The 26499-nt window shown below is 59.1% G+C and carries 29 protein-coding genes and 1 tRNA gene; 4 read left to right on the top strand and 26 right to left on the bottom strand.

Features of this window, described 5'->3' with window-relative positions; all coding sequences use genetic code 11:
* Positions 1-136 precede the first annotated feature (136 nt).
* The gene (locus tag OK142_RS06260; RefSeq protein ID WP_498681632.1) at positions 137-3646 is read right to left on the bottom strand and encodes a PAS domain-containing hybrid sensor histidine kinase/response regulator; all 3510 of its coding nucleotides are present in this window, start codon (positions 3644-3646) and stop codon (positions 137-139) included.
* Between the two features lie 283 nt (positions 3647-3929).
* Here OK142_RS06260 and mscL point away from each other — a divergent pair, with 283 nt between their 5' ends.
* From mscL to galE, 3 genes are all read left to right on the top strand, one after another.
* Positions 3930-4358: a large conductance mechanosensitive channel protein MscL gene (mscL, locus tag OK142_RS06255; protein WP_082183707.1), complete on the top strand. Its 429-nt coding sequence runs from the start codon at positions 3930-3932 to the stop codon at positions 4356-4358.
* Between the two features lie 153 nt (positions 4359-4511).
* Positions 4512-5678 carry a pyridoxal phosphate-dependent aminotransferase gene (locus OK142_RS06250; protein ID WP_216330695.1) on the top strand — a complete coding sequence of 389 codons (1167 nt, stop codon included), beginning with the start codon at positions 4512-4514 and terminating at the stop codon, positions 5676-5678.
* A 315-nt stretch (positions 5679-5993) separates the two neighbouring features.
* Positions 5994-7025, top strand: a complete 1032-nt coding sequence (gene galE / locus OK142_RS06245; protein WP_035241584.1) for a UDP-glucose 4-epimerase GalE — start codon at positions 5994-5996, stop codon at positions 7023-7025.
* 29 nt (positions 7026-7054) lie between these two features.
* Here the strand turns inward: galE and OK142_RS06240 are convergent, their stop codons facing one another.
* From OK142_RS06240 to OK142_RS06195, 10 genes are all read right to left on the bottom strand, one after another.
* Positions 7055-7870, bottom strand: a complete 816-nt coding sequence (locus tag OK142_RS06240) for a DUF6030 family protein (protein ID WP_498681630.1) — start codon at positions 7868-7870, stop codon at positions 7055-7057.
* 148 nt (positions 7871-8018) lie between these two features.
* Positions 8019-8246: a DNA gyrase inhibitor YacG gene (gene yacG / locus OK142_RS06235; RefSeq protein ID WP_003493810.1), complete on the bottom strand. Its 228-nt coding sequence runs from the start codon at positions 8244-8246 to the stop codon at positions 8019-8021.
* Between the two features lie 3 nt (positions 8247-8249).
* Positions 8250-8873, bottom strand: coding sequence for a Maf-like protein (locus tag OK142_RS06230; protein WP_313614365.1), 624 nt, complete (start codon positions 8871-8873; stop codon positions 8250-8252).
* Between the two features lie 32 nt (positions 8874-8905).
* The gene (infA, locus tag OK142_RS06225) at positions 8906-9124 is read right to left on the bottom strand and encodes a translation initiation factor IF-1 (RefSeq protein WP_003493814.1); all 219 of its coding nucleotides are present in this window, start codon (positions 9122-9124) and stop codon (positions 8906-8908) included.
* A gap of 143 nt (positions 9125-9267) precedes the next feature.
* Positions 9268-9756, bottom strand: a complete 489-nt coding sequence (locus OK142_RS06220; protein ID WP_003493816.1) for an arsenate-mycothiol transferase ArsC — start codon at positions 9754-9756, stop codon at positions 9268-9270.
* A 2-nt stretch (positions 9757-9758) separates the two neighbouring features.
* Positions 9759-10232: a UPF0262 family protein gene (locus OK142_RS06215; protein WP_003493818.1), complete on the bottom strand. Its 474-nt coding sequence runs from the start codon at positions 10230-10232 to the stop codon at positions 9759-9761.
* Between the two features lie 3 nt (positions 10233-10235).
* Complete coding sequence (hisD, locus tag OK142_RS06210) at positions 10236-11534, bottom strand: histidinol dehydrogenase (RefSeq protein ID WP_498681628.1); 1299 nt, start codon at positions 11532-11534, stop codon at positions 10236-10238.
* A gap of 134 nt (positions 11535-11668) precedes the next feature.
* Positions 11669-12109: a DUF2948 family protein gene (locus tag OK142_RS06205; RefSeq protein ID WP_313607304.1), complete on the bottom strand. Its 441-nt coding sequence runs from the start codon at positions 12107-12109 to the stop codon at positions 11669-11671.
* Between the two features lie 115 nt (positions 12110-12224).
* A complete protein-coding gene (gene murA / locus OK142_RS06200; RefSeq protein ID WP_137037081.1) occupies positions 12225-13517 on the bottom strand; it encodes a UDP-N-acetylglucosamine 1-carboxyvinyltransferase in 1293 nt (430 codons plus the stop codon).
* Positions 13518-13619: 102 nt separating this feature from the next.
* Positions 13620-13886, bottom strand: coding sequence for a hypothetical protein (locus OK142_RS06195; protein ID WP_082183718.1), 267 nt, complete (start codon positions 13884-13886; stop codon positions 13620-13622).
* Positions 13887-14041: 155 nt separating this feature from the next.
* Between OK142_RS06195 and OK142_RS06190 the strand changes: the two genes are divergently transcribed.
* Positions 14042-14116, top strand: a tRNA-Thr gene (locus tag OK142_RS06190).
* A gap of 205 nt (positions 14117-14321) precedes the next feature.
* Here the strand turns inward: OK142_RS06190 and OK142_RS06185 are convergent.
* The 15 genes from OK142_RS06185 to fliI all read right to left on the bottom strand — a co-directional run bounded on the left by OK142_RS06185 (position 14322) and on the right by fliI (position 26497).
* Positions 14322-15263, bottom strand: coding sequence for a flagellin N-terminal helical domain-containing protein (locus tag OK142_RS06185; protein WP_498681627.1), 942 nt, complete (start codon positions 15261-15263; stop codon positions 14322-14324).
* A 244-nt stretch (positions 15264-15507) separates the two neighbouring features.
* Complete coding sequence (locus tag OK142_RS06180; RefSeq protein WP_498681625.1) at positions 15508-16470, bottom strand: flagellin N-terminal helical domain-containing protein; 963 nt, start codon at positions 16468-16470, stop codon at positions 15508-15510.
* Between the two features lie 406 nt (positions 16471-16876).
* Positions 16877-17797, bottom strand: a complete 921-nt coding sequence (locus OK142_RS06175) for a flagellin N-terminal helical domain-containing protein (RefSeq protein ID WP_020010418.1) — start codon at positions 17795-17797, stop codon at positions 16877-16879.
* A gap of 372 nt (positions 17798-18169) precedes the next feature.
* Positions 18170-18907 (bottom strand): flagellar type III secretion system pore protein FliP, encoded by a 738-nt coding sequence (gene fliP / locus OK142_RS06170; protein WP_003493833.1) that lies wholly within the window; start codon positions 18905-18907, stop codon positions 18170-18172.
* Positions 18904-19410 carry a flagellar basal body-associated FliL family protein gene (locus tag OK142_RS06165; RefSeq protein WP_003493835.1) on the bottom strand — a complete coding sequence of 169 codons (507 nt, stop codon included), beginning with the start codon at positions 19408-19410 and terminating at the stop codon, positions 18904-18906. Before OK142_RS06165 ends, fliP begins: the two co-directional genes overlap by 4 nt.
* 28 nt (positions 19411-19438) lie before the next feature.
* Entirely contained in the window at positions 19439-20155 is a 717-nt protein-coding gene (flgH, locus tag OK142_RS06160) for a flagellar basal body L-ring protein FlgH (RefSeq protein WP_313611178.1), read from the bottom strand.
* Positions 20152-20688 carry a MotE family protein gene (locus OK142_RS06155; protein ID WP_137037109.1) on the bottom strand — a complete coding sequence of 179 codons (537 nt, stop codon included), beginning with the start codon at positions 20686-20688 and terminating at the stop codon, positions 20152-20154. Before OK142_RS06155 ends, flgH begins: the two co-directional genes overlap by 4 nt.
* A complete protein-coding gene (locus OK142_RS06150; RefSeq protein ID WP_003493841.1) occupies positions 20685-21800 on the bottom strand; it encodes a flagellar basal body P-ring protein FlgI in 1116 nt (371 codons plus the stop codon). The genes OK142_RS06155 and OK142_RS06150 overlap by 4 nt, the downstream gene beginning before the upstream one ends.
* A 2-nt stretch (positions 21801-21802) precedes the next feature.
* Positions 21803-22291, bottom strand: coding sequence for a flagellar basal body P-ring formation chaperone FlgA (gene flgA, locus OK142_RS06145; protein WP_080600153.1), 489 nt, complete (start codon positions 22289-22291; stop codon positions 21803-21805).
* 20 nt (positions 22292-22311) lie between these two features.
* A complete protein-coding gene (gene flgG / locus OK142_RS06140; RefSeq protein WP_003493845.1) occupies positions 22312-23100 on the bottom strand; it encodes a flagellar basal-body rod protein FlgG in 789 nt (262 codons plus the stop codon).
* An 18-nt stretch (positions 23101-23118) separates the two neighbouring features.
* Entirely contained in the window at positions 23119-23457 is a 339-nt protein-coding gene (gene fliE / locus OK142_RS06135; protein ID WP_003493846.1) for a flagellar hook-basal body complex protein FliE, read from the bottom strand.
* Positions 23454-23873 (bottom strand): flagellar basal body rod protein FlgC, encoded by a 420-nt coding sequence (gene flgC / locus OK142_RS06130; RefSeq protein ID WP_003493849.1) that lies wholly within the window; start codon positions 23871-23873, stop codon positions 23454-23456. The genes fliE and flgC overlap by 4 nt, the downstream gene beginning before the upstream one ends.
* Positions 23874-23876: 3 nt before the next feature.
* Positions 23877-24269, bottom strand: coding sequence for a flagellar basal body rod protein FlgB (flgB, locus tag OK142_RS06125; RefSeq protein ID WP_003493850.1), 393 nt, complete (start codon positions 24267-24269; stop codon positions 23877-23879).
* 254 nt (positions 24270-24523) lie between these two features.
* Positions 24524-25087 carry a hypothetical protein gene (locus OK142_RS06120; RefSeq protein ID WP_137037110.1) on the bottom strand — a complete coding sequence of 188 codons (564 nt, stop codon included), beginning with the start codon at positions 25085-25087 and terminating at the stop codon, positions 24524-24526.
* Positions 25088-25090: 3 nt separating this feature from the next.
* Entirely contained in the window at positions 25091-26497 is a 1407-nt protein-coding gene (fliI, locus tag OK142_RS06115; RefSeq protein WP_003493855.1) for a flagellar protein export ATPase FliI, read from the bottom strand.
* Between the last annotated feature and the right edge of the window lie 2 nt (positions 26498-26499).

The raw sequence follows: 26499 nt of genomic DNA, 5'->3' as shown, positions 1-26499 counted from the left end.
CCAGTAAAAGTGCGTAGCGGTTTTACGTCCGGAAAATGCGCTAAAACAAACAGAGAGAACACGTTTAACGGTTCCGTTTAAACTAGACGTGCTCAAGAAAGCAAAAAGCTCCCGGATCGCAAGGTCCGGGAGTTTTTCATTCCGCCGCAGCGCGGGCCGTGCTGGATATCTGGTTGATATAGGCGCGCAGGGCCGCCGGCTTGACCGGCTTGTGCTGGACGGAAATCCCGTATTTCTCCGCATCGCTTCGCACTTCCGGGCTGCGGTCTGCCGTCAAAAGCAGGGCAGGGATCGCCTTGCCGTAAAAAGTCCTGATGAAGCGGATGGCGCTGATGCCGTCGCCATCGTCCAGATGGTAATCGGCGACGATAACGTCAGGTGCTGCGGTCAGGGTCAGGAAGGGTTCCTCCAGCGCCGCAACGGAGCCTGCGGGTAACACCTCGCAGCCCCAGCCCGAGAGCAGGAGGGTCATGCCCTCAAGGATTTTCGGCTCGTTGTCGATGCACAGGACCCTGATACCGTGAAGGCGATCGCTCGCCGCCGGATTGACGATTGCACCACCGGCTTTCGCGGGTGCGATCCGGTCCGCCTCGCGCGGCAGGTGGATGCGGAATGTCGTGCCCTTTCCGGGCGTTGAAATGAGCTGCACCGGATGGTGCAGCATGCGCGACAGCCGATCGACGATGGAAAGCCCGAGCCCGAGGCCGGACGCTGTTTTCGCACCTTCGTCCAGACGGGCGAATTCCTTGAAGACCGTACGGAATTTGGACGCCGGTATGCCGATGCCGGAATCGGTGACCTGAATGACAACCTCGCCGCCCCTGCGGCGCGCGCCGACGACGACCTTGCCCGTCAGCGTATATTTGATGGCATTCGAGACCAGATTCTGTATCAGCCGACGCAGGAGATTGGGGTCCGAGCGCACCGTGAGCGACGTGGGCATGACTACCAGGTCCAGGTTCTTTTCCTGCGCCATCGGCGCGAAGTCGGTGTCGATTCGTTTCAGCAATTCGTTCAGCGGCACCGATGTCATGCGCGCCTTCATCGACCCCGTGTCGAGGCGGGAAATGTCGAGCACTGCGCCGAGAATGGTCTCGACCGATTCGAGCGCTGAATCGATATTCTGCACGAGATCGCTTTCCCCCGACGCGCCAAGCCGCTCGACAAGCGAGGAGGAATAGAGGCGCGCTGCATTCAGCGGCTGGAGGATATCGTGACCGGCAGCGGCGAAAAAGCGTGTCTTGCCGATATTCGCTTCATCGGCGGATGCTCTCGCCTCCGCCAGTTCGCGGTTGACGCGGGTAAGCTCCACGGTGCGTTCCGCCACGCGCTGCTCCAGTGTTTCGTTCGCCTGTTTCAGTGCCTGGTCGCTCGCCACCCTCTGCGTAATGTCGGTGAATGTGGCGACGATGCCCTTGTCAGGCATGGTGTTGGAACGCACCTCGATAATCCGCTCGCCGCCCGCAAGCACCAGCGAAAAGGGCAGGTCCATGGTGAGGAAGCTGGTAATAAGCTCATTCGTATCGCCGGCCGGCATGTCACCGCGTTCCTGCAGCATGGCGACGATATCCGTGAGCGGCACGCCCACCTGACCGAACTGCTCGGGCAAATCCAGAAGGGTGCGGAAGCGCCGGTTCCAGATCGTCAGCTGCTGCGAACTATCGAAGACGGCGATGCCCTGATCCATCTGCGCAAGAGCGGTCTGCAGCATGTCCTGATTATATTGCAGGGCTTCGCTTGCCTGATCCAGCAGCCAGGCCGTGTCTGCGCTGGTATCCTCCGCCTTCTGGAGAATGATGGACAGCACAAGACGGGCGGAGGAGGAGCCGATGGCGCTGCCGAGCAATTGTTCGGAAAAATGGATGAGCGCCATATCCGCCGGCTGGTCGTCATTGAGCTTCCTGCCCGCCGTCTTTTCATAGGTCGCCAGGGAGCGCAGCATGCGCTCTTCGCCGAGATAACGGGCGATCGCGCTTTTGAGATCGCCGACGCTGACGCGGGTTTTCCAGCCGCGCGTGGCAAATTGCGATTTCGAATGGCGCTTGACGAAGATGCCGGACTGGATGCGCTCCACCGGCCGTGGATTGCGCGAGAGCGAGCCCAGCACAAAGGCCAGACTGTTGACGAGCAGGCTGAGAATGACCGCATTTACGAATGGGTCTGCCTCCGGACCGTTGAAGACCGTACTTCCGGAAAACAGGAAGCCGAGAATGTTCGCCGCGACCTCGGAATTGTCAGGCCCGCCGAAGCTTGGCAAAAACAGCAGATAGGCCCAGACAAAAAAGCCCGAGCTGAGACCCGCAATCGCGCCGCGCGCATTGGCCCGCCGCCAGAACAGGCCGCCGAAGAGGGCAGGGGCCATCTGGGCGATGGCGGCGAAGGCCAGAAGGCCGATAGAGGCAAGTCCCGTGGCGCTGTCGGCGGCGCGGTAATAACCGTATCCGAGAAGCATCACCGCAAAGATCGCCGTTCTTCGGATTTTCAAAAGCGTTTTGGCGAAGTTGTCCCGGTGCGGTGAACGGTTCAACAGTTTCTGCCGCAGAAAGATCGGCATGACGATGTCGTTGGAGATCATGATCGACAGCGCGACAGAGGCGACGATTACCATCGCTGTCGCCGCCGAAAACCCGCCGATGAAGGTGATCAGCGACACGACCGGCATCTGATGGGCGAGCGGCAGTTGCAAGACGTAAAGATCGGCATCGCCATTTGCGCCGAGCGTCAGAATGCCGGCAAGCGCGATCGGTAGAACGAAGATGTTGATGGCAATGAGGTAGAGCGGCAGCAGGAACCCCGCCATGCGCAGCTCTTCCGGCGTGCGGTTTTCCACCACGGTGACGTGGAACTGACGCGGCAGAAGGATGATGGCGAAGCCGGAAAGCAGGGTCATCACGATCCAGCGGCTGATGGGCGTATGGTAGGATATGGCCTTCATGGCCTGTTCATTGCCGGAGGCGAGCTGCCACAGATGCGAGGGACCGTTGAAAAGCACAAACAGGACGTAAAAGCCGACCGTGCACATGGCGACGAGTTTGACGAGCGACTCCATCGAAATCGCCAGGATCAGCCCATCCTGATGCTCGGTGGCATCGGTGTGGCGCGTGCCGAACATGACGGCGAAGCCCGCCATGACGATGGTGACGACCAGCGGCAGATCGAGGAAATAGAGATTGCCGCTGCCAATGCCGTAATCGCCGGGATCGACCATCGTCGCCACCGAGTTGGAAACGGCTTTCAATTGCAGGGCGATATAGGGAATGGCGCCGACGAGCGCGATGATGGCGACGATCATCGCCACGGTGGAGTTCTTGCCGTAGCGGGCGGCGATGAAATCCGCAACCGATGTCAGCTTTTCCGTTTTTGCCAGTTCGACGATGCGGCGAATGATCGGCATGCCGATGGTGAAGGCGAGGATCGGCCCGGTATAGATGCCAAGGAACTCCAACCCCCTGTCTGCGGCAAGCCCGACACCGCCGAAATAGGTCCATGAGGTACAGTAGATCGCCAGGCTAAGCGCATAGACGAACGGTCGCCCTTTTTCCGGGGCGTTTCTTTTGCGGCTGTTCCTGTCCCCGTAGCTTGCAACCGCAAACAGCAGCAGGACATAAGCGAAGGCCGAACCGAATATGATCCACCCAGGAAGCACGCATCCTCCCCATGCCAGAATTCCCGAAGAGGAGCATAGGCGAATTCCGGGCCGTTGAGAATGAGTGCGGTCTGATCATAAAGTTCAAGATGAGAGCATTTCCCACTAAAAGCGTGTAGCGGTTTTATGCCCGGAAAATGCGCAGAAACAGGGTGCTGGCGTACAAAAAAGCTAATAAATGCAATCTTGACGAATTCCAAATGGGGTAAGGAAGCTATATGGTTGAGCGTGTAGGGACAGTCACATAGCTTCAGCTCGCGAAGCAGGAGAGAGGGACAACTGAATGCTTAATGAATTTAAAACCTTCATTGCCCGCGGCAATGTCATGGATCTGGCCGTGGGTGTGATCATCGGAGCGGCTTTCAGCAAGATCGTCGATTCCGTCGTCAACGATCTCATCATGCCGATCGTCGGCGCGATTTTCGGCGGCTTCGACTTCTCGAACTACTTCCTGCCGCTGAGTTCCAGCGTCACCGCCCCCTCGCTCGCCGCCGCCCGCGATCAGGGCGCCGTTTTCGCCTATGGCAACTTTCTCACGGTTCTTATCAACTTCCTCATTCTGGCCTGGATCATTTTCCTGATGGTCAAGGGCGTCAACAAGCTGCGGGCCTCGGTCGAGACCAAGAAGGTCGAGGAGAAGGCGGAAGCAGCGCCGCCGCCGGAAGACGTCAAGCTTCTCACCGAAATCCGCGATCTGCTCAAGACGCGTTAAAATCGGAAGTATCCCCGGCCTGATTGCTGGCCCATGTGGGCGGCGATCTCCGGCCGGGGATCGATCCATAAAGAAAATCCATGACCGCCTCACGGAATATCATGCATATCGGCTGCTCCATGGGATAAGAAGACACCAAACGGAGTGTCTTTAATGTCCATTTTGAACAGTCTGAGTGCACGCTCTCTGGCGGCTCCCGAGAGCGGCATTGTCGAGGTCGTGAATTATGCCCGGGGACGGGACAATCTTCTGCCCCTTTGGGTCGGCGAAGGTGATCTGCCGAGCCCCGACTTCATCAACAAGGCTGCCATCGACGGGCTCAACAATGGCGAGACCTTCTATACCTGGCAACGCGGCATTCCAGAATTGCGACAGGCGCTCAGCAGCTATTACGAGCGTCACTTTGCAGCCTCTCTCTCCCCTGAACATTTTTACGTAACAGGTTCCGGCATGCAGGCGATTGCGCTTGCCGTGCAGGCGTTGACGTCGCCGGGCGACGAAATGGTCTATCTCACGCCGACCTGGCCGAATATCGTCGCTGCCATCGGCGTGGCGGGCGCAAAGGCCGTTCCTGTCGGCATCGATTTTCACGATGGCCGCTGGGATCTCGATATCGGCAAGCTGGAAAGCGCGATCACCGGCAAGACCAGGGCGTTGTTCATTAACACGCCGTCTAACCCGACCGGCTGGACAGCGACACGCGACAATCTGCGCGATGTTCTGGCGCTTGCCCGCAAACATGATCTGTGGATCGTGGCGGATGAGATTTATGCGCTTTATCACTATGCCGGCACCCGTGCGCCGTCGTTCCTCGACGTCATGGAACCGGATGACAAGATCGTCTTCGCCAACTCCTTCTCGAAGAACTGGTCCATGACCGGCTGGCGCGTCGGCTGGCTCGTGGCGCCGCCCGCCATCGGGCAGGTGATCGAGAACCTCATTCAATATTCCACCTCCGGCGTGGCGCAGTTCATGCAGCGTGGCGCAGTCGCCGCCCTCGATCATGGTGATGGTTTCGTCCGCGAAAACTATGAGCGCGCTTTGACCTCCCGCGACATACTCTGCGACGCCCTGATTGCAACGAACCGTGTCGAAACCCTGAAGCCGGACGGCGCCCTTTATGCCTTCCTCAAGATAGACGGCGTGACGGACAGCCGCGCCACGGCGCTGGATATCGTCGACAAGACCGGCGTCGGCCTCGCGCCTGGCACCGCCTTTGGCGAAGGCGGAGAACTGTTCCTGCGCGCCTGCTTTCTGCGCAACCCCAAGCAGATCGAAGACGCAGCCGATCGGCTGGCGTCTTACATTCTCGGCCGGTAAATCTTTGCCCTGCCGCGCCGCGCATCATGCTGCGCGGCAGGTGCAAATCTGCCCCAGAAATCACGATGAGCTGCGAAAACTACAACCCCACGGCGTAGCCATCGACGTGAGCGCATTTCTATGCTATGCGCTGATTGTTCCTTTTATGAGAACATTTTCATCTAATAAATAAAAAGCACTTTATTGCGCTAACCAATCGTAAGCCACCTTTTCAGAGGGCTGAGGGTTTGATGGCGTATTCGCTGTGCAAGTAATCAATGATGAAGAATTATTGGCTTTGATGGGATCAAGAAAAGCAAACAGGGAAGTAATGTCATGGCTGTTCTTGTTACCGGTGGGGCCGGTTATATTGGAAGCCACATGGTGTGGGCTCTGCTCGACGCCGGGGAGGAGGTCGTTGTTGTCGACCGGCTTTCGACGGGATCGCGCTGGGCGATAGCGCCGGCGGCGCGTTTCTATCTGGGCGACGCGGCGGATCGCACATTGCTTGGCCAGATTTTCGAAGAAAACCAGATCGAGACCATTTTCCATTTCGCCGGCTCCGTCAGCGTTCCTGAATCGATCAGCCGGCCACTCGAATATTACGAAAACAATACTGGCACGACCCGCGCCCTCGTTGCGGCAGCGGTCGGCCATGGCATTCGCAATTTCATCTTTTCCTCAACAGCAGCCGTCTACGGAAACCAGCCCTTTGATGGCCCGGTTCCCGAAACGGCGATCCTCAGCCCGGAAAATCCCTACGGCCTGTCGAAACTCGCCTCCGAAATCATGCTGCGCGATGTCGTGCAGGCGCATGATTTCAACTATGTGGCGCTGCGCTATTTCAACGTTGCGGGCGCTGACCCGCAGGGCAGGGCAGGGCCTTCCCCCACCGGTGTTGCGAACCTCATCAAGGTAGCGTGCGAAGCCGCGACCGGCCGACGCGACCAGGTCGAGGTTTACGGAACGGATTACCCGACCGCGGATGGCACGGGTGTTCGCGACTATATCCACGTCAGCGATCTGATTGACGCACATATGCTGGCCATGGCGCATCTGCGCGCCGGTGGCGGCACAAGAACGCTCAATTGCGGTTATGGTGTGGGTTATTCGGTGCTGGATGTGCTGCACACGGTGCAGCGGCAATCCGGGCATGATTTCCCGATCATCCATTGTCCGCGCCGTGCGGGTGATATTGCGACGATGGTGGCGGATTCCGCTCGCATCCAGTCGGAGCTGAACTGGCGTCCGCGCTTCAACGATCTGGAAACCATCGTTCGCACCGCGCTTCAATGGGAAGCCAAGCGCCAGGCACAGCAAAATGACAGAATCCCGCCGGTCCGCCGCAAACTGGCGGCGATAGGCTAAGCCATCTTGCACTGACAGGTGTGGTTATCCTACGGCCGATAGAGTGTCGGATTATCCGAAACGGTTGCGGCGGGAAGCCATTTCTCCGTGTCGAAAAAGCTGCGTGTCAGCTTCAGCCCCGGGGATTGTTCTGTTGCCAGCAAAATGATGTTCAGGCGATGCGGCGCAACCGGTTCCGGCTTTATGGAGACCGAAATACCAAAGTGCTGTGCCTGATAAGGCTGCCTGCTGCGTGCGGGTTCAAGGATGCTGGCTAGGTCGGCCCAGCGGGTTTGCCTGATGATCAGGGCCAGCGCCTCTTCAAGCTTTGTCAGAATAGCGCTGCCGTCCGGTGTCTCAGGCGCAACGGCCTTCATCCTGATGGAGCGAACCTCGCAGGAGGCCCCACCTCTGATGTCAAGGAAAAGCGATGCCCGTTCGGCAGACCCTGCCGTATTCTCCATCACGAGTTCGGCCATGCATTCGAAATTGCGGGTGTTCACCGTGCTGACGTGCCAGCCTTGCGGGGTGGAAAAACCCTGCGCGATAAAGCGGTCGCAGAGGTCTTTGCCGGAAAGAACGAAGTCGCGTGCAAAGGATGCCCTGCCGCCGGCTTGCTCGAATTTCAGCAGATGGGGTGGTAGATCGAGCTTCGGCGCGGCGAGCTTTTGCCGCTTGACGGGCTTCATCCGGGCAGGCTGCTCGACGGCACGAGTGGCAGGAACAAGGTTGAGATAGGTCAGCAGGTTTTTGAGGTGCTTTTTGTCATTGGCAAGCAGCACCGTCGCCGATATGGCGAGACAGACGGCCAGCACCGCAAACAGCAGCGCGCCATGGCTCACTCTTTTTTGCAAGCTCGCGTCCATCGGGGAACCTTAATGGCTGCCGGGGGAGGACGCCAGCCGGGTTTCAATATGGCTTTTCGGGCTATGAGTGGCCCTGTGAATATATTGCGGGCGAAAGCCCTGAAAATAATATGCAATTCACCGCCGGAACTTCCGGCGGCGCGTGATGTTATTCGGACGTATTCTTGCCGGTATCCTGTCCACCGGCGCTGCTCTCATCATCCGCGACGGGAATGGCATAGGAGCCGTTCAGCCAGCGGGAGAGATCGAGCGAACGGCAGCGATCGGAACAGAATGGATAATCGTCCCGGGTCGAGGGTCGCCCGCATTCCGGGCATGGCTGTGATTTCCGAAGCGGCGTGACATTTCCCACGCCTTCCTGGGATGGTTTTGCCATGGTCTATCCTTCGAGCCAGCCCGACGTCACCTCAAATCCTTCACCGGAAAGAAGCGACATGGTCTCGTAGAGCGGCAGGCCGACGACATTGGTGTAGGAGCCGGTCAGTTTCTGAACGAACGAACCGGCAATACCCTGGATGCCATAGGCACCCGCTTTGCCGCGCCATTGCCCGGAGGCGATATAGGCTTCGATCTCACGCGTGGAGAGGCGTTTGAAGCGCACCTTGGTTTCCACAACCTTCTGACGGATTTTGCCGCCGGGTGTCACAAGGCAAATGCCGGTATAGACCCAATGGCTGCGCCCGGAGAGAAGATGCAGCGCCGCCGAGGCTTCCTCGGTATATTCCGCCTTGCCCACAATGCGGCGCCCCACGGCTACAACCGTGTCGGAACCGAGAACGTAAGCGTCTTTCCAGGCCTGCTCGCTTTTCAGCGCCGCATGGGCCGCCTCGGCCTTCTGCTGCGACAGGCGACGACACAGCGTGCGCGGATGCTCAAGCTTCGCGGGCGTCTCATCGATGTCCATCGGCATCAGACGTGCCGGCTCGATGCCGATCTGATGCAGCAGTTCCAGCCGCCGCGGCGAGCCGGATGCCAGAACGAGCTTTTGTTTTGATATTGTCATTGCGCTGCCCGGGCGTCCGATGCTGAAACGGATTACTTGAAGCGGTAGGTGATGCGGCCCTTGCTCAGGTCGTAAGGCGTCATTTCGACCAGAACCTTGTCGCCCGCCAGAACGCGGATACGGTTCTTGCGCATGCGGCCCGCGGTGTGGGCAATGATTTCGTGCTCATTCTCAAGCTTCACGCGGAATGTTGCGTTCGGCAGCAATTCGGTTACGATGCCCGGGAATTCAAGGACTTCTTCTTTTGTCATGTAAGGGTTTTCTTCCTGTTGATAGTGCCGGACATATCGAGTCCGGGAAAATTGCGCGGAAACTACACAATCCCGGCACATTTGTGAACCTCTAAAGCATCGGCTTGAAAATCGCGATTGATTTTAACAGGCCGAGGCAGTTTTCAGTCTTTTGAAAGCGTATCCGCCACCGGCTGCTGCCGCCTCGGCAGTCGTTCCGAGATCAGCTTTGCCAGATGGTCCCGCACCTCGCGATAGGCGTCGAGAATCTGCTCGCGCGTGCCGGTGATCACCGTCGGGTCCATGGTCGGCCAATAGACCACATCGAGCGAATTCGAGCGGGTCAGTTCCAAGGCTGCGTGATGGGCTTCGGGTGTTAATGTAATGATCAGATCGAAAAAATCATCCTCGATCTCGTCCAGAGTGCGCGGCTTGTGCTTGCCGAGCGAGAAACCCTGTTCTTCCAGCACCGCATCCACGAAGGGATCGCGCTCTCCCGCCCTCACACCGGCCGACTGTATATAGATGCCGGGCGCCACCAGCCGTTTGGCGATGACCTCGGCCATGGGAGAACGGATGGAGTTCATGCCGCACATGAAGAGAACCGATTTGGGCGCTCTTCCTTCATTTGGCGCTGCGGCAGGATCGCTCATCTCTAACCCCGCCAATAAAGCACGCAGACAAGGGTGAAGAGGCGGCGCGCCGTGTCGAAGTCCACTTTGATCTTGCCGGAAAGCCGGTCCATCAGTGTCTGCGACCCGTCATTGTGAATACCCCGCCGGCCCATGTCGATCGCCTCGATCTGGCTGGGCGTGGAGGAGCGTATCGCCTCGTAGTAGCTTTCGCAGATCAGGAAATAATCCTTGATGATGCGGCGGAACGGCGTCAGCGACAGGATATGGGTCGAGACATCCTTTTCGTCTTCGGTTTTGATCGAGAAAACCAGCTTGGCGTCGACCAGCGATATATGCAGCCGGTATGGACCGCCTTCATGGCCGAACGGTTCGAACGTGTTTTCCTCGATCAGATCGAAGATGGCGACGGCGCGTTCATGCTCCACGTCGGGCGTGGACCGGCCGATGCTATCGTCCAGAACCACATCGCAGAGCCGGAAATCGCCTGAAGCCATCTCTTAACTTTCCGGGTTGAGGCGAATGGAGACGGACCGCGCATGCGCGTCCAGCCCTTCCGAACGGGCAAGGGTGATCGCTGCCGGCGCAAGCTGCCGCAGCTGCTCGGGACCGAGGCGCAGGATCGAGGTGCGCTTGACGAAATCCAGCACCGAAAGGCCGGAGGAGAAGCGCGCCGAGCGTGCCGTCGGCAGAACGTGGTTGGAACCGCCGACATAATCGCCGATCACCTCAGGCGTATGGCGTCCGACGAAGATCGCGCCTGCATTGCGGATGTGGGCCATCAGCGCATCCGGGTCATCGACGGCAAGTTCCAGATGCTCGGCGGCGATGCGGTTGGCCAGCGGGATCGCGTCGGTGAGCTTGTCGACCAGAATGATCGCGCCGAAATCGGCCCAGCTTGCCGCCGCCGTCTCGGCGCGTGACAGGCGTTTCAACTGACGCTCCACTGCCGCTTCCACCGCCTTGCCGAGTTCGGCATTGTCGGTGATCAGGATGGATTGCGCGCCACGGTCATGCTCCGCCTGCGCAAGAAGATCGGCGGCCAGCCAGTCGGGGTCATTGTCCCTGTCGGCGATGACAAGCACCTCGGAAGGCCCGGCGATCATGTCGATGCCGACGGTGCCGAAGACCTGCCGTTTTGCGGCCGCCACGTAGGCATTGCCGGGACCGACGATCTTGGCGACCGGCGCGATGCTTTCGGTGCCATAGGCAAGTGCGGCGACAGCCTGCGCGCCGCCGATGCGGTAGATTTCCTCAACGCCCGCGATGCGCGCAGCGGCAAGAACAGCAGGGTTTATCACGCCGCCATTTGCCGGCACGACCATGACGATGCGCTCGACACCGGCAACCTTGGCCGGCACGGCATTCATCAGCACTGAGCTTGGATAGCTGGCGGTGCCGCCGGGCACATAAAGGCCAACGGCTTCAATGGCGGTCCAGCGCGAGCCGAGACCCACGCCGATATCGTCCTCGTAGATATCGTCCTTCGGCATCTGCCGCGCATGGTGTTTTTCGATACGTCGGGCGGCGAGTTCAAGCGCCTCGATCACACTCTTGTCGACGGCGGCAAAGGCCGCATCGATCTCATCCGCCGTCACCCGCATCGAGACCTTGGAAAAATCGATGCCGTCGAATTTCAGGGAATAATGGGCAAGGGCCGCATCGCCGCGATGGCGGACATCGTTGATGATGTCGCGAACGGTCGCGTTGACGTCTTCGGAAACTTCTCTCTTGGTTGTCAGGAAGGCAGCGAATTTCTGTTCGAAATCAGCCGATGCCCGCTCCAGCCAGATTGCCACGCCATTACCCTTTCATTGTCCCCGCGGGTGATCCCCGCGAGGTGCACGAACTTACCGCAGCAATATTGCGGCTCTGGTATGTGGCATAGATCGAAACGGTGACGAAAGGCAACCGTTGCAGTGGCGTGGAGCGCTTATTCGCTATCCGGATGATGCGGTTTGGCGGCCGTTTCCCAGGCACCGCTCACATCGGTCAGCTGGGCCTCGATGCATTCCACGTCGAGCGCGATTGCGCCGCCGCCCGAAAGCGTCAGTTCGACAGCGCCATCCGGCCCTTCGCCATTCTGCACGAAGCGGATGGCGAGAAGCGAAAGCACCTGTTCCTTGTCGTCGCGGTTGATGCCGTGCGAACGCACCGCCGAAACCCGCTTCAGGAAAACCACGCTGCGGCAGCGCTCTGGCGGCAGGCTCTTTTTCTCGGTGCTTTCCCAGACGAAGCGGTTGGCGGACAGCGAAAATTGGCCGTGCTTCGGCTCGAAGGAGACATCCTTCAGCTTGAAGACGCTGTCCTGCATATGCGTCGAAATGACGGAGAGATCTTCATTATCCAGCGCGAGCAATTTCAGGCCGCTCATCGTTTCTTTCCTTTTCCGCGGGCCACGGCCCGCAATGTCTATTCCTTACTACTGGAAATAGGCAGTCGAGGCCCGTTCTGCAACGGGTAGAAACGGATGAGCGGCGATGAAGGGATTAATCGCTGACGCGTTCAACCAGTGCACCGCAGCGGGTGAGCTTTTCTTCGAGGCGTTCGAAGCCGCGATCGAGGTGGTAGACGCGCGAAACCATGGTCTCACCTTCCGCCACCAGACCAGCGATCACCAGCGACACCGAGGCGCGCAGATCGGTCGCCATGACAGGCGCACCCTTCAGGCGGGAAACGCCTTCGATCCGCGCCATCTGTCCGGAGAGCGAAATCTTCGCGCCGAGACGGGCCAGTTCCTGCACATGCATAAAGCGGTTTTCGAAGATCGTCTCGGTGATGTGGGAAACGCCCTGCGAACGGGTCATCAGCGCCATGAACTGCGCCTGCAGATCGGTTGGGAAGCCGGGGAAGGGCTCGGTGACGATATCGACCGGCTGAATGCCGTTGCCGTTGCGCACGACGCGCAGGCCGGTTTCCGTGTCGCTGATGCCAACGCCCGCAAGCCGCAGCGTGTCGAGCGCATTGTCGAGCAGCGAGGCGCGCGTGCCTTCCAGCACTACGTCGCCGCCGGCCATGGCAACGGCCATGGCATAGGTGCCGGTCTCGATACGGTCAGGCAGAACCCGGTGCCGTGCGCCGGAGAGCGAGGTGACGCCTTCAATGGTGATGGTGGAGGTGCCGGCACCCTCGATCTTCGCGCCCATGGCCGTCAGGCACTGCGCCAGATCGACCACTTCAGGTTCGCGGGCGGCGTTATGGATGACGGTGGTGCCCCGTGCAAGGCTCGCTGCCATCAGCATCACATGCGTCGCGCCGACAGAGACTTTCGGGAACGTGTAGACAGCGCCGATCAGGCCACCTTTTGGAGCACTGGCGTTGATGTAGCCGCCGTCGATCTCCATCGTCGCGCCGAGCGCCTCAAGACCCTCGATGAACAGGTCGACCGGGCGCGTGCCGATGGCGCAGCCGCCGGGCAGAGAAACGCGGGCGCGGCCTTCACGGGCCAGAAGCGGGCCGATGACCCAGAAGCTGGCGCGCATCTTGGAAACCAGCTCGTAAGGGGCGGTGGTGTCGACAATGGTGCGGCACGTGAAGTGCACGGTGCGGGAATAGGCCTCGCCTTGGCTTTCGCGGCGGCCATTGACGGAAATATCGACGCCATGATTGCCGAGGATGCGGATGAGCTGCTCCACATCAGCCAGATGCGGCACGTTTTCAAGCGTCAGCGTATCGCTTGTCAGAAGCGATGCGATCATCAACGGCAAGGCGGCGTTTTTCGCGCCGGAGATGGGAATGATGCCGTTGAGCTTGTTGCCACCCGTAATTCTGATGCGATCCATGCGTCCCTACGGGCCTGCGCCCGCCTTTCTTTATCTGCCTTGCGGAAAGGCGCGTCCTTAGACGAGTTTCCGCGGCGTTTCAATTTTATGCTCGTGAATTCTCTATGAGGATGATTCGTCCGTTTTTGCGGCAGGCAGGCCAATCGTTTCATCCGCATCGCCGGCGCGGCGCGCACGAACTTGCTGTTTGCGCTTCTGAAGGTTTTCACGCAGCTTCTTTGCCGCCCGCGCCTTGCGCTCCGCCTCGCGCTGGCGCGCCTTCTCGCCGGGACCAGCCTGCGCGTTGCCGTTTGCCGCAAAGGCGGATGGCTCTGCGGAAGCATCCGCGGAAACCGCTGCCTTTGCCTGTTTGTCATGATGTTCGTTCATAAATTCAGCAATATCCGAAAAATACCTTTTTCAACAGGGGGCACGCTTTTTTGCCCCGCTTGATCAAGAATATCGTTTTGCGACTTGCGCTCGTCAAAAACCTATGGCAATAGGCCGCCACGCTTGATGCTGAAGCAAACGCTTCGGCACCGGATGCTGCTATAGCTCAGGGGTAGAGCACTCCCTTGGTAAGGGAGAGGCCGAGAGTTCAAATCTCTCTAGCAGCACCATTTTATCCCAGTAAAATCAAATATTTACGTGCGAATTTATCTCCCGTGACCGACGCCATTCGCGGTAGCTGCGTGCCCTTGTGCGCACGCCGGACAGCTTTCGGCGAACGGGAAAACCGCGCCTCTTGCGAAGCGCGGTTTCCGTATCCGAATATTCTGTTGCTGCCAGAGCGGGACGAAACCGCCCGTAGCCAACGGGCGCCGCTTACTGACGGAATAGCGACAGGATATTTTCGGAGCTGGTATTGGCGATGGAAAGCGACTGGATACCCAGCTGCTGCTGTGTCTGCAATGCCTTGAGGCGGGTTGATTCCTCGTTCATGTCCGCATCCACCAGGCGGCCGATACCACTGTCGATGGAGTCGGTGAGTTTCGAGATGAAGTCTTCCTGCAGTCCGATGCGCATCTTGATGGAGCCGAGGGCGGAAGATGCGCTGCTCAACGCTTGAAATGCAGTTTCAACATCCGTCAACAGATTGCCAATCGTATAGGCTGGCGGTGTCGCGGAATCGAAGAGTTTAAGATCGATGTCCCATACCGAAATGCCCGAGGCTGTCCCGACCTGGCCAATGATGCCCTTTGTTGTGTCAACCGTTGCAGGTGCGCCGGTTAGCCCGAAAATCACGTTGGCCGTTTCTGTAGCGGTCGTCGTGTCAATCAGGGTGTAGTCGGTTTTGCTAACGCTGACGGAACCGCTACCGTCACGGACGAAGCCGGAGACGACGGTCTTGGCGCCTGTGCCCAGCAACCAGTTCTCTCCACTGAAAGAGGCGCCTTGCGCAATCGATTCCAGCTGCTTTTTCAGCTGGTCAATTTCTTCCTGGATTTTGGTCTTGTCGACACCCTCTTCGGTCGCCGCAACGATTTTCGACTTGATTTCCTTCACAACTTCGACGGCGCTTTCCATCGCGGAATAGGAAACGTCAATCTTCGCGGCACCCAGACCCAGTGCATCCTCGACCGCGGAGAGCGCCATGTTGTCAGAACGCATGGTTGTGGCAATCGACCAGTAAGCGGCGTTGTCGGACGCCGTTTTGACCCGCAATCCCGAAGACACTCGGGATTGTGTTTCTTCGAGCTGGCCGCTGATTGCGCGGAGTGTTTGAAGCGCCGACATGGCGGCGACGTTTGTCATAATACTTGTCATGGGTGCTGCCCCTTTGAGCTGGCTAAATGGGAAGGGACATTCCGGGATCGCCGGAAACGACTGCGCGGCGTGATGCCTGTTAACCTCTTTTTCGTCTTGGTTAACGAATCGTTTCGATGATCCGATTTAGCGGTGATTTGGTTAATAAAATGTTAAGCAAGAATTTTCGAAAATGAGTGTAATTAGCGCGCAAACAAAAACCGCGCCTTTCGGCGCGGTTGATTTTTTCGGCTGAAGCTTTCGATTAACGGAAGAGCGACAGAATGCTTTCGGAGTTGCTGTTGGCGATCGAAAGAGCCTGAACGCCGAGCTGCTGCTGGGTCTGCAGGGCCTTGAGGCGGGTGGACTCTTCGTTCATGTCAGCGTCCACGAGGCGGCCGATGCCCTTGTCGATGGAGTCGGACAGCTTGGAGGCGAAGTCTTCCTGCAGGCCGATACGCATGGAAAGCGAGCCTAGCTTGGCAGCGGCGCTCGTCATCGCCTTCAGGGAGTTTTCAACCAGCGTCAGTGCTTCGGCCATATTGGTGGCGCGGTCTGCAGCTGCATACTGCGTGATGTCCAGGGTGTAGACAGACTGAGCGGTAACGGTCGTGAACGTTCCGACCGTGCCGAGAATGCCGGTCGTATCGGGGGCACCGGCGGAGTCAACCGAGCCAAAAAGAGTGTTGCCGGTAGCGGTGTTGTCGAGGGCATATTTCGTGGTCGTGACGTTGACGGCGCCACCGGTGGAACGAACGAAGCCGGCAACGACCGACTTGTCCGGGTCCGTGCCGGGGGTCGCTGCACCGAGCGTCGAAACGCCGACGAGCCAGTTTTCACCGTAGAAGGAAGCGCCCTGTGCGATCGATGCGAGCTGCTTCTGGAGCTGGCCGATTTCTTCCTGAACCTTGGTGCGGTCGACGCCTTCTTCGGTGGCGGTAACCAGCTTTGCCTTGATTTCCTTGACGACTTCGATTGCCGATTCCATACCGGCGGAAGCGGTGTCTACCTTGGCGGCGCCGAGGCCGAGAGCGTCGGAAACGGAGGACAGCGCCATGTTGTCGGAGCGCATCGTGGTTGCGATCGACCAGTAAGCAGCGTTGTCAGCGGCTTCGCCAACGCGAAGGCCGGAGGAGACGCGTGCCTGGGTGGATTCCATGTTCTGGCCGATGGAGCGCAGGGTCTGGAGCGCAGACATTGCTGCGACATTCGTAATAATGCTCGTCATAGTAGTGTGCCCCTTGAATGGCTGATTAAAGAAGGGACATTCCGGTTTCACCGGGAACGGCGCACAGCATCATGCCTGCTAACTGGCTGATTTTTAACGTTAGCTCGCCGTTTCGATGAGCTTAGGTAACGCGAACTTGGTTAATGAATTGATAAACGGGAGGAGAAAATCGGCATGGTCAAAAATCAAATTTGCAACTCTCGCGCGCACGCGCGCGTATCCCGAAATGTTTAAAAAACAGATAAGGCCACACCCATTTTCTGGATGCGGCCTATCTGATGCATTCAGTCCGATTCAGCCTCTCGGACCTTTATGCTTTCTGCCCGGAATGCATTTGGTCAGCCCCCGAATGCATATGGGAAGAAAAGGATCCCCCAGCCCCGAAGGGCTATGAGACGTTCAGCTCTTAACGGAAGAGCGAGAGGATGTTCTGCGAGTCGCTGTTGGCGATCGACAGAGCCTGAATTGCCAGCTGCTGCTGTGTCTGCAGAGCCTTCAGCTTGGTGGACTCTTCGTTCATGTCGGCGTCAACGAGACGGCCAACGCCCTTTTCGATGGTGTCGGACAGCTTGTCGGCGAAGTCGGTCTGCAGGTCGATACGGGCAGACAGCGAACCGAGCTTGGCGCCGGCGCTGGTCATCTTCGTCAGAGCGGTTTCAACGGAGTAGAGGGCGTTGTCGAGATCGTCGGTGGTGACGTTCATGTCGAGAACGGAGATCTGGGTGTAGGTCTTGGCGCCGACAGTCGTCGTCGCACCGGTAGCGTTCAGGATACCGGAGTTTGCGTCGATCGTGCCGGGCGTAGCTTCCGTGTAAAGCATGGAGGTGGCGTCGAGAGCGTAGTCCGTCGTCTTGACGCTAACGTTGCCGCTGGCGTCACGAACGAAGCCGGAAACAACCGTCTTGGTGGCGTTGGCGCTGGAAACGAGCCAGTTTTCACCGTTGAAAGACGCGCTTGTACCGATCGACTTCAGCTGGTCGAGCAGCTGCGTGACTTCTTCCTGAACCTTGGCCTTGTCAACGCCCTGTTCCTTGGCGGCAACGACCTTTGCCTTGATGTCGGTCACAACCTTGATGGCGGCGTCCATACCGGCAGATGCGGTGTCAACCTTGGCCGCGCCCATGCCCAACGCGTCGGAGACTGCGCCGAGAGCCTTGTTGTCGGAACGCATGGTGGTCGCGATCGACCAGTAAGCAGCGTTGTCCGAAGCCGAGCCAACCTTCAGGCCGGAAGAGATACGGTCCTGCGTGGTGGACAGGTCGGAAGCGATCGAACGCAGCGTCGACAGGGCGGCCATTGCGTTGTTGTTGGTCAAAATGCTTGCCATAATAGATGTGTCCCTTGTTTTTACGAGATACTGGAGTGGGGACATACCGGGCTTCGTATTACCGGTCACAACGTTTCGGCTTCATGCCACTCGGTTCAGAAATAACTAGTTTCGGAAACCAAACCCGCTGCGTGTGGAGAGAATGTCGCAGCGAAGAATTGCGCATTTATTAATTTGATCACTAAGAAATACTCGAAAATATCTATGGTTACTTTTGCGTATATTTAAATGGTAAGCTTTTTATTGAGAAATATAGTTACCAATTTGTCAGAAAAACTGGTAACTAAAGCGTTAAAACGCAAAAACCCCGCGGCCATGGGCACGCGGGGTAAAAGAGCTGGGTTAAGCGGTATCAGGCCGGCACAAATGCCGTCAGTTGAAAGATCTGACGAGGCTGCCGACAAGCAGGTTCCAGCCGTCGATCAGCACGAAGAACAGGATCTTGAACGGCAGGGAAATCGAGGTGGGCGGCAGCATCATCATGCCCATGGCCATGGTGATGGTGGCGACGATCAGATCGATGACCAGGAAAGGCAGGATGATCAGGAAGCCGATCTCGAAACCGCGCCGGATTTCCGACAGCATGAAGGCAGGAACCAGCACGCGGTAGTCGACGACATTGTTGGTCATCACTTCCTGCCCGCGCTCGCGGGCGATATCGACGAAGAGCTTCAGATCCTTGTCACGCGTATTGGCGTTCATGAAGGTGCGGAAGGGTTCGGCGATGCGCTCGACCGCCTGCTGCTCGTTGATCTGGTTCTGCAGAAGTGGCTGCACGCCGTCCGTCCAGGCTTTGTCGAAGGTGGGAGACATGACGTAGAAGGTCATGAACATCGCCATCGACAGAAGGATCATGTTGGACGGGGTCGACGCAAGTCCCATGCCGGAGCGCAGGATCGAAAATGCGATCACGAAGCGCGGAAAGCTCGTGACCATGATCAGGATACCCGGCGCGACGGAGAGAACCGTCAGAAGGCCGAAGGTGCGGATGATCCATGCCGCGACGGACCCGTCTATCTGCGTATTGAACAGATCGGACGGAAATTGCTGGGCATTGGCAAGGCCCGGCAAAGCAAGGAGGACAGCGATGGTAACAAGAAATCGAATCATTCGATGACAAAGGTCCGGAACATGACCTTGGATACGCGCCCTTGAGAGCGCAGGTCAACTCGTTCCTGAATGTCATCCTTAAGATATTGAAAGCCGCGTGGCCCTTCCAGCTGCTGCAGGGAAACGGTGCGGACATAGGCCATGATGTCCTGGTGGATATCTTCCGCCAGACCCACCTCGACCGGCCCCTTGAACATCAGCGCCACTTCCAGCCGCACCCAGTTCGTCGCCGGGTAAGCGAGGTTGGTGGTGATGGGGTCGAGCTGGACGATGCCGTTCGCTTCGGCCGAGATTTTCTCGATGCCCTCACCGCCCTTGCCACCCTTTTCACCGGCGGCTTCCGACGCTTTTGCGGCCGTCTCGGCACCGGCGATCTTCGGGGCGACCATGCCGCCCACGAACCAGCCGCCACCCGCGCCGAGCAGCGTGAGGATCGCGACGCCAGCGATCGTCATCACCAGCGACGAGGACTTCTTTTTGCTGTCAGCCTGTTCGTTTTCCATGGGTCAGTCCCGCTCCCGCATACCGGCGTCAGAGTGGCGAGAACAGGTCGACGACCTGCTGACCGACCGGGGGCTGCTGCACTTCCGTCAGACGGCCGCGGCCGCCATAGGAGATGCGTGCTTCGGCGATGCGCTCGTAGGAGATCATGTTCTGCGCATCGACATCCTGCGGACGCACGATGCCGCCGACATTCAGGATACGGATTTCGTGGTTGACGCGCACTTCCTGCGAACCGCTGATGATGAGGTTGCCGTTTTCGAGAATGCCCGTCACCACGGCGGCCACGAGGAGTGTCAGCTTTTCGGAACGCTTGGTCTTGCCCTTTGCCTGGGTGTCGGTATCGGAACCGTAGTTGATGCTGGAATCGGCCTTCGGGTTCCAGCCAAGGATCTCCGCATTGGCCTTCCAGTTCAAGCCGCTGGAATTCGTGCGGTTACGCTCCGTTTCATTGTCGAAATCGGCCTTGTCGTTGATCTGGATATTGACGGTCAGGATGTCGCCGATATTCAGCGCGCGCAGATCCTTGAACAGTGCGCCCTGGCTGTCGCTCCACAGCGAATAGCCGCTGGCCATATGTTTTGGCTGCTTGGGATACATGCCCATCTGCGGCGTCTGGCTGAATTGCAGGCCGCTGCCGATCGGGCTCATCGCGGGCGCATTGCCGATTTCCTTCAGGGTCTGGTTGTTCTGGCAGCCGGCCAGCAGGGCGAGCGGCAGGAGGAGGGCCGGAAGACGCGGGGTCATGAAGGATCCTTCGAAGTGTTTTTGTCGGTTGCCTGCGACATGATGCCGGCGACGGTTGCGGCTTTCTGCGCATCCATCTCGCTGAGGATGAGGCCGGATTGGCGCGGCGGCAGCTGCATGATGATGGCGGCGGCAATCTCCACATGCATCTTTTCGAGCTGGGGTGCTGCGGCATCCGCCTTCATCGTCTTGTAGATGTCGACGAGATTGCTTTTCGCCTGGGCGAGGAAATGCTCGCGGCGCGCCAGCCAGTCCTCATATTCCGCCTTGCGGTCTTCCAGCACGGAGATGCGCTCGTTGACGTCCGCCTGCAGCTTTTCAAGCTCCTGCTTCTGCATGAGATAACGCTGGTCGCGGGCCGCATCGGCAATGTTGGTACAGAATTTCTGGATTTCATCCTGCGTGCTGAGCTCGGAGACCACGTTCTGCTGGCTCTCAGCACCGGCGGCCGGCAGCAGGAACAGCAGCGAGGCGACGGCCGCGAAGCGGACGAGGCCATTCGAAAGCGGGTTTTTGATCTGAATTTCCATCATTGCAGCACGAGCTCCGCCTGAAGGGCGCCGGCGGATTTGATGCCTTGCAGAATGGCGATGATGCCATCCGCCTTGAGCCCGATGCTGTTGAGACCGGCAACCAGCGTGCGAAGGTCTGGGCCTTCGACGATGGCGACCTTGCTGCCTTCCTGCATTGCCATGATATCGGTCTGCGGCTGCACGGCCGTCTGTCCGCGCGAGAAGGGCGCCGGCTGGATGACCTGCGGCGATTCGGTAACCTGCACGGTCAGCGTTCCGTAGCTCACGGCAACGCGGGAAATGCGCACATCCGCACCGATGACGATCGTGCCCGTCCGTTCGTTGATCACAACTTTTGCCGGTGTATCCGTCTCGACGGTCAGGTTCTCGATTTCCGCCATCAGGCGGGTCAGATCGACGGTACGGGGTTTCTGCACTGCGATTTCCTGCGAATCGCGCGGCTCGGCGATCGGATCGCCGTAACGGGCGCGGGCAAAGGCGTTGACGACATCGGCGACCCTGACCGCAGTCGAAAAATCGGGATTGCGCAGCTGAAGCACCAGATTGACCGAATCCTTGAACTTGGACGGCAGTTCGCGCTCGATGATCGCGCCGTTCGGCACGCGTGCGGAAGTGGTCACGCCCTGCGTCAGTGTCGCAGCGTCACCCTGGGCCGAAAAGCCGTTGACGATCAGCGCCCCCTGGGCAACCGCATAGATCTGGCCGTCCGCGCCGGAAAGCGAGGTCATGATGAGCGTGCCGCCGCGAAGCGAGTTGGCGTCGCCCAGCGAGCTGACGGTCACGTCGACGCGGCTGCCGGGGCTTGCGAATGGCGGCAGATTGGCCGTCACCATCACGGCGGCAATGTTCTTGGCGTTCGACTGACCGCCCTGCGTGGTGATGCCAAGGTTCTGCAACATCGCGCGCATGGATTGTTCGGTAAAGGGTGAGGATCGCAGGCTGTCGCCCGTGCCCTGCAAACCGACGACGAGACCGTATCCGATCAGCTGGTTGTCGCGTCCGGCCTGCAGCGATGCGATATCCTTGATGCGGGAGGTATCGGCATGGGCTGCGGGGACGGAAAGGAACGGCTGGGCCGAAATCAGAATGGCCGCGGCTATGATACGAAGCATTCTCATTTCGCCATCACCTGAATGGTTCCGTCCCTCATGACAGTGCCGCTGACCATCACGCCGGAATCGATATTGCGCACGCGCACGACCTCGCCGAGCGAACCGTCGGTCATCGGCGTTCCCGAAGCCATCAGCGTCATGTTGCCTATCGTGAAGACGAGTTTGACGCTCGTTCCGCGTACCACCAGCGAGGGTTCGCGCAGTGCGGCGACGGGGATGGTGCGGCCGGGAAGCAATGTCTGTTTGGAGATCATGCCTTCGACTTCGCTGATGTCGGTCGCATAACCCGAGGAAATGTTGGGATTGGTCACTTCCACCGGCTTCACCTGTTCCGGCGTGATCGTTTCGCCGGGATAGATGGTGCGCGTGGGAACCAGCGCCATCGGCGCCTGAGCAAGAGCGGGCGCCAGTGCACCCAATGAAAAGGCAGACGCCAGGCACATACGGACGAGCGCCGTTCTGTAGCTGTTATGTTTCCGGCCAAACCTCATGTTCGCCTGCCTTTCCGTTCTTACTTCAGGTTCTTGCTGACAATCGAAGCCATTTCGTCAGCGGTGGTGATGACCTTGGAATTCATCTCATAGGCGCGCTGCGCCGTGATGAGGTCGGTGATTTCCTTGACGGCGTCGACGTTCGAGCCTTCAAGGTAGGATTGCTTGATGTAGCCGTAGCTCGGATCGTCGGGCACGCCGATGACCGCGTCGCCGGAAGCCGGCGTCTGGGAGAAGAGGTTGTCGCCGAGCGGCTTCAGGCCGGCCTCGTTGGCAAAGTTTGCGATGGTGAGCTGGCCGAGTTCCGTGAAATCGGCGGCGTTGCCGATACGAGCCGTCACCTGACCCGTGCGGGTGATGGTGATGTCCTGCGCGTCGGTCGGGATATTGATGTTGGGAATGACATTGTAGCCATCGACCGTCACCAGATTGCCGTCGGCATTCTTGTTGAAGGCGCCGGCGCGGCTGTAGAGCGTCGAACCGTCAGCCGCTTCGATCTGGAACCAGCCCTGACCGATGATCGCCACGTCGAGCTTGTTGCCGGTCTCGATCAGGTTGCCCTGAGTGTGGATGTTGCGCACGGCAGATGTCTGTACGCCGAGGCCGATATTGGCGCCTTCCGGCACGATTGCCTGGTTGGCCCGGTTCGGCACGCCCTGCATGCGCTCGGTCTGGTAGAGCAGATCGGTGAACTCCGCACGCGCGCGCTTGTAGCCGGTGGTGTTGATATTGGCGATGTTGTTGGCGATGACTTCCAGATTGGTCTGCTGGGCGTCCATACCGGTGGCAGCGATGGCAAGAGCTCTCATGTCAATATTCCTGCTGGGCTAGATCTGCATCTTGGTAATGTCGAGATAGGCCGACACGATCTTGTCGCGGAGCGCGATGGCGGTCTGCAGCGATTGTTCGGCCGAAAGCATGGCATCGACCACTTCACGCGTATTCGCCTTGCCCTGAATGCCCTCGAAGGAAGCGACTTCCGCCTTCTTCAGATTGTTCATCGCGTCAATCGATACGTTGCCGAGAACGCTGGCGAAGCTTGCGCCCGTCTGCTGCGCGGGTGTCGTCTGCTGCTGGCCGCCAAAAAGGCTTTCCGTCAGCGAGGAGACGCCGCTTGCGCCGCGGGTAAGCGAAAGGGAACTGACTTGCTTGATACCGTCGATCATTGCGATGCCTTCAGAAGGTCGATTGTGGAGGCGACGAGGTCGCGTGTCTGGCGGATCACCTGAAGGTTGGCGTCGTAGCTGCGGTTGGCTTCGCGCATGTCAGCCATTTCGATCAGGATGTTGACGTTCGGCATCTTCACCATGCCGTTGCTGTCGGCGGCCGGATTGCCGGGGTCGTATTCGTTGACGAAGTCGCCACGGTCGACGCCGAGTTTCTTCACCGTCACGCGCTCCACGCCGCTTGCGCGGTCGAGCTCCGAGCCGAAGGTAACCGTCTTGCGGCGATAGGGGTCTGCACCGGGCGTGTCGCCCGTCGATCTTGCGTTGGCAATGTTTTCCGAAACGATGCGCAGTCTGGTGGACTGCACTTCCAGGCCGCTGCCCGCGATCTTGCTGGCCGCACTCAAGGGATCCATGGCTTACCTCTTTACCGTCATCAGCATCATGCGATGGAAGGATTTGACGAGATTGGCGTTCAGGTCATATTGCCGCTTGATCTCGCCGGTCTTGGTCATTTCTTCCGCAAGCGCGACCGAATTGCCGGATTCCTGCATGCCGATCTCGTTATTGACCGGGTTGTCGCGCAGAGCGATGTTTTCGCTGAGCGCGCTCGCACCGAAATGGGCGGGATGGGTCTTCGCCATACCGACCTGCTGGTCGGTGGCCTGCATCACGGCTTCAAAAGGGCTGACATCCTTGGCGCGGAACTTCGGTGTGTTGGCGTTGGCGATGTTGGTCGCCACGACTTCCTGCCGCACGCTCAGCCATTCCGCTTGGCGGGATGCCAGATCGAACAGTTGAATCGGTTGCATAGACTTCTCCATCTCGTATGGCCCGAACCTACGGCGCTAATCTTGCGTCAGACTTGCGGGGAGGGCGAAGATGCGGAGAAGGGGAGAATGTGATCTCGAAGGCTGTCGTGGAAACGAAAAAGGCACACCGCAGATGCGGTGCGCCTTGGGATATCAAACCTCCCCGTCATGCCGGACTAAATCCAGCATCCAGCCCGGTGTGCGGATGCTAAATCATTGCCAAATCTGACAGCAATACAGGCTGAATGATCTGACTATTTCTCGGGATGATAGGTCTTCCCGGAAGAGGTCTCTATCAGCCATTGGCCACCGCGCTGCTCGATCTTCGTCAGGCGCGCATTGTCCGGCAATGTCGAACCCACCCGCACCACATACATTCCCGATCCATCCTCGATGAGCGCGCGGCCGTTGGAAACATGCAGCAGACGGAATGAGGTCTGGCCGGGGAAGGGCTGGTCTTCAAGCCCGGCGGCGAGATTGTTCTGTTTTTCCTTGCCGTTCCCGCTGACTGTTGCCGTCGTCAGCATATCCGGCAGTTCGGCCGGTGGCGGCATGTCTTCCTTGTTGCGGTTGGTCATGGCCATCGGCGAAACGCTGAAGACTTCACGCGGGCCGGTATGGGGCAGGTCGCGCGTGCGATCGCCGCTCGCGACCTTTATTCCGAACTTGTCCTCGTTGAAGAACACGTACCAGGGAAAGAAGGCGGCGGCGGCGGCAAGTCCGATTCCCGTCCATGCCAGAATGCGGTCGAGTGTGAAAAACGGAGGCTGCGGCCGTACGTCCCCGACATCGCCATTGTCGATCTGTTTCTTCTTCACGGGTCAGCCTCTCATTCTCGGATTTACCTGCGGCTGATTATTTTGCGCTCCGCCGCGCAGCGCAGTTGCCAGATCCGCGTAGGCGTCCTGCGCCGCCGGTTCGTTCGGAAGCTGTTTCAGCGTTTCATAGATGATCGGAACCTGCTTGATCGCCATGTCGAGATCGGGATCGGTGCCCGGGCGATAACCGCCGATCAGCCGCAAATCCCGGGTTTCCTCGAAGCGGTGCACCAGCGCTTTGAGGCGCGAGACCAGCTTTTCCTGATCCGGGGTCCAGGCCTTTTTGGCAAGACGCGAGATCGAGGCCAGAGGATTGATCGGCGGATAGCGGCCTTCTTCCGCAAGGCTGCGGTCAAGCACGATATGGCCGTCCAGAATACCACGGGTCGAATCGGCAATCGGATCGTTGTGATTGTCGCCGTCCACCAGAATGGAGACGATGGCGGTGATGGTGCCGGTGCCTTCGGCGCCCGGTCCCGCCCGTTCCAGCAGGCGCGGCAGCTCGGTGAAGACGGAGGCGGGATAACCGCGCGCCACCGGCGGCTCGCCCGAGGCGACCGCCACTTCACGGATCGCATGGGCGAAACGGGTTACGCTGTCGATGATGAGAAGGACGTTATCGCCCTGGTCGCGAAAATGTTCGGCAATGGTAACGGCGGATAGCGGGGCCATCTTGCGCAGCATCGGGCTTTCGTCGCTGGTCGCAACGACCGCGATCGACTTGCTCATATTGTCGCCCATCGTATCTTCGATGAATTCGCGCACTTCACGTCCGCGTTCGCCGACAAGCGCAATCACCACCTTGTCGAAAGCGTCGGCCTTGGCGAGCATCGACAGCAGCGTGGATTTGCCCACACCTGAACCGGCGAAAATGCCGAGACGCTGCCCGAGGCACAGAGGTGAGAAGATATCGATTGCGCGCACGCCGGTTTTAAAGGGTGTTTCCACCCGCTTGCGCGTCATCGACGGCGGCGCATTGTTTGAAATCGAACGGCGCTCGATGCCGGCGGCAAGCGGTCCCTGATTATCAATCGGCTCGCCAAGCGCATTGATGGTGCGCCCGCACCAGCTGTCGTCGGGCGCGACGCGGAAAGCGCCCTTCCTTATGACGGTGTCGTGGATACCGATAGGCTCGCCCGGTTCGATGGGGCAGACATAGCAGATCTCCGGCTCCACGCGCACCACTTCACCGAGATGAATGCCGGTCGCGCTGCGATGGGCGACGAATTCACCGAGCCGCACATGCCGCGAAAGACCGGACACCGTGTAGTGCCCGGCGGCAATGGTGCGGACGTGCCCGCCCGGCGCCACCGAAAATTCCGGATCGGCATAGTGACCGGCGAGGCTCGCCAGCTGGGCGAGCTTCGGTGAAATGGCTCCAGCCGAGAGCATGGATTCCGGCATTTTCATTA

Origin of the sequence: Agrobacterium sp. BT-220-3, from assembly GCF_025910175.1 — a bacterium.
In the GTDB taxonomy this organism is placed as follows: Bacteria; Pseudomonadota; Alphaproteobacteria; order Rhizobiales; family Rhizobiaceae; genus Agrobacterium; species Agrobacterium oryzihabitans.
This window is presented reverse-complemented; position numbering and strand designations above follow the sequence as displayed.

What these genes read in the sequence shown, in the direction of transcription:
- mscL (WP_082183707.1), top strand. Translation starts at nt 3,930, where the DNA reads ATGCTTAATGAATTTAAAACCTTCATTGCCCGCGGCAATGTCATGGAT.
- OK142_RS06250 (WP_216330695.1), top strand. Translation starts at nt 4,512, where the DNA reads ATGTCCATTTTGAACAGTCTGAGTGCACGCTCTCTGGCGGCTCCCGAG.
- galE (WP_035241584.1), top strand. Translation starts at nt 5,994, where the DNA reads ATGGCTGTTCTTGTTACCGGTGGGGCCGGTTATATTGGAAGCCACATG.
- OK142_RS06240 (WP_498681630.1), bottom strand. Translation starts at nt 7,870, where the DNA reads ATGGACGCGAGCTTGCAAAAAAGAGTGAGCCATGGCGCGCTGCTGTTT.
- yacG (WP_003493810.1), bottom strand. Translation starts at nt 8,246, where the DNA reads ATGGCAAAACCATCCCAGGAAGGCGTGGGAAATGTCACGCCGCTTCGG.
- OK142_RS06230 (WP_313614365.1), bottom strand. Translation starts at nt 8,873, where the DNA reads ATGACAATATCAAAACAAAAGCTCGTTCTGGCATCCGGCTCGCCGCGG.
- infA (WP_003493814.1), bottom strand. Translation starts at nt 9,124, where the DNA reads ATGACAAAAGAAGAAGTCCTTGAATTCCCGGGCATCGTAACCGAATTG.
- OK142_RS06220 (WP_003493816.1), bottom strand. Translation starts at nt 9,756, where the DNA reads ATGAGCGATCCTGCCGCAGCGCCAAATGAAGGAAGAGCGCCCAAATCG.
- OK142_RS06215 (WP_003493818.1), bottom strand. Translation starts at nt 10,232, where the DNA reads ATGGCTTCAGGCGATTTCCGGCTCTGCGATGTGGTTCTGGACGATAGC.
- OK142_RS06205 (WP_313607304.1), bottom strand. Translation starts at nt 12,109, where the DNA reads ATGAGCGGCCTGAAATTGCTCGCGCTGGATAATGAAGATCTCTCCGTC.
- murA (WP_137037081.1), bottom strand. Translation starts at nt 13,517, where the DNA reads ATGGATCGCATCAGAATTACGGGTGGCAACAAGCTCAACGGCATCATT.
- OK142_RS06195 (WP_082183718.1), bottom strand. Translation starts at nt 13,886, where the DNA reads ATGAACGAACATCATGACAAACAGGCAAAGGCAGCGGTTTCCGCGGAT.
- OK142_RS06185 (WP_498681627.1), bottom strand. Translation starts at nt 15,263, where the DNA reads ATGACAAGTATTATGACAAACGTCGCCGCCATGTCGGCGCTTCAAACA.
- OK142_RS06180 (WP_498681625.1), bottom strand. Translation starts at nt 16,470, where the DNA reads ATGACGAGCATTATTACGAATGTCGCAGCAATGTCTGCGCTCCAGACC.
- OK142_RS06175 (WP_020010418.1), bottom strand. Translation starts at nt 17,797, where the DNA reads ATGGCAAGCATTTTGACCAACAACAACGCAATGGCCGCCCTGTCGACG.
- fliP (WP_003493833.1), bottom strand. Translation starts at nt 18,907, where the DNA reads ATGATTCGATTTCTTGTTACCATCGCTGTCCTCCTTGCTTTGCCGGGC.
- OK142_RS06165 (WP_003493835.1), bottom strand. Translation starts at nt 19,410, where the DNA reads ATGGAAAACGAACAGGCTGACAGCAAAAAGAAGTCCTCGTCGCTGGTG.
- flgH (WP_313611178.1), bottom strand. Translation starts at nt 20,155, where the DNA reads ATGACCCCGCGTCTTCCGGCCCTCCTCCTGCCGCTCGCCCTGCTGGCC.
- OK142_RS06155 (WP_137037109.1), bottom strand. Translation starts at nt 20,688, where the DNA reads ATGATGGAAATTCAGATCAAAAACCCGCTTTCGAATGGCCTCGTCCGC.
- OK142_RS06150 (WP_003493841.1), bottom strand. Translation starts at nt 21,800, where the DNA reads ATGCTTCGTATCATAGCCGCGGCCATTCTGATTTCGGCCCAGCCGTTC.
- flgA (WP_080600153.1), bottom strand. Translation starts at nt 22,291, where the DNA reads ATGAGGTTTGGCCGGAAACATAACAGCTACAGAACGGCGCTCGTCCGT.
- flgG (WP_003493845.1), bottom strand. Translation starts at nt 23,100, where the DNA reads ATGAGAGCTCTTGCCATCGCTGCCACCGGTATGGACGCCCAGCAGACC.
- fliE (WP_003493846.1), bottom strand. Translation starts at nt 23,457, where the DNA reads ATGATCGACGGTATCAAGCAAGTCAGTTCCCTTTCGCTTACCCGCGGC.
- flgC (WP_003493849.1), bottom strand. Translation starts at nt 23,873, where the DNA reads ATGGATCCCTTGAGTGCGGCCAGCAAGATCGCGGGCAGCGGCCTGGAA.
- flgB (WP_003493850.1), bottom strand. Translation starts at nt 24,269, where the DNA reads ATGCAACCGATTCAACTGTTCGATCTGGCATCCCGCCAAGCGGAATGG.
- fliI (WP_003493855.1), bottom strand. Translation starts at nt 26,497, where the DNA reads ATGAAAATGCCGGAATCCATGCTCTCGGCTGGAGCCATTTCACCGAAG.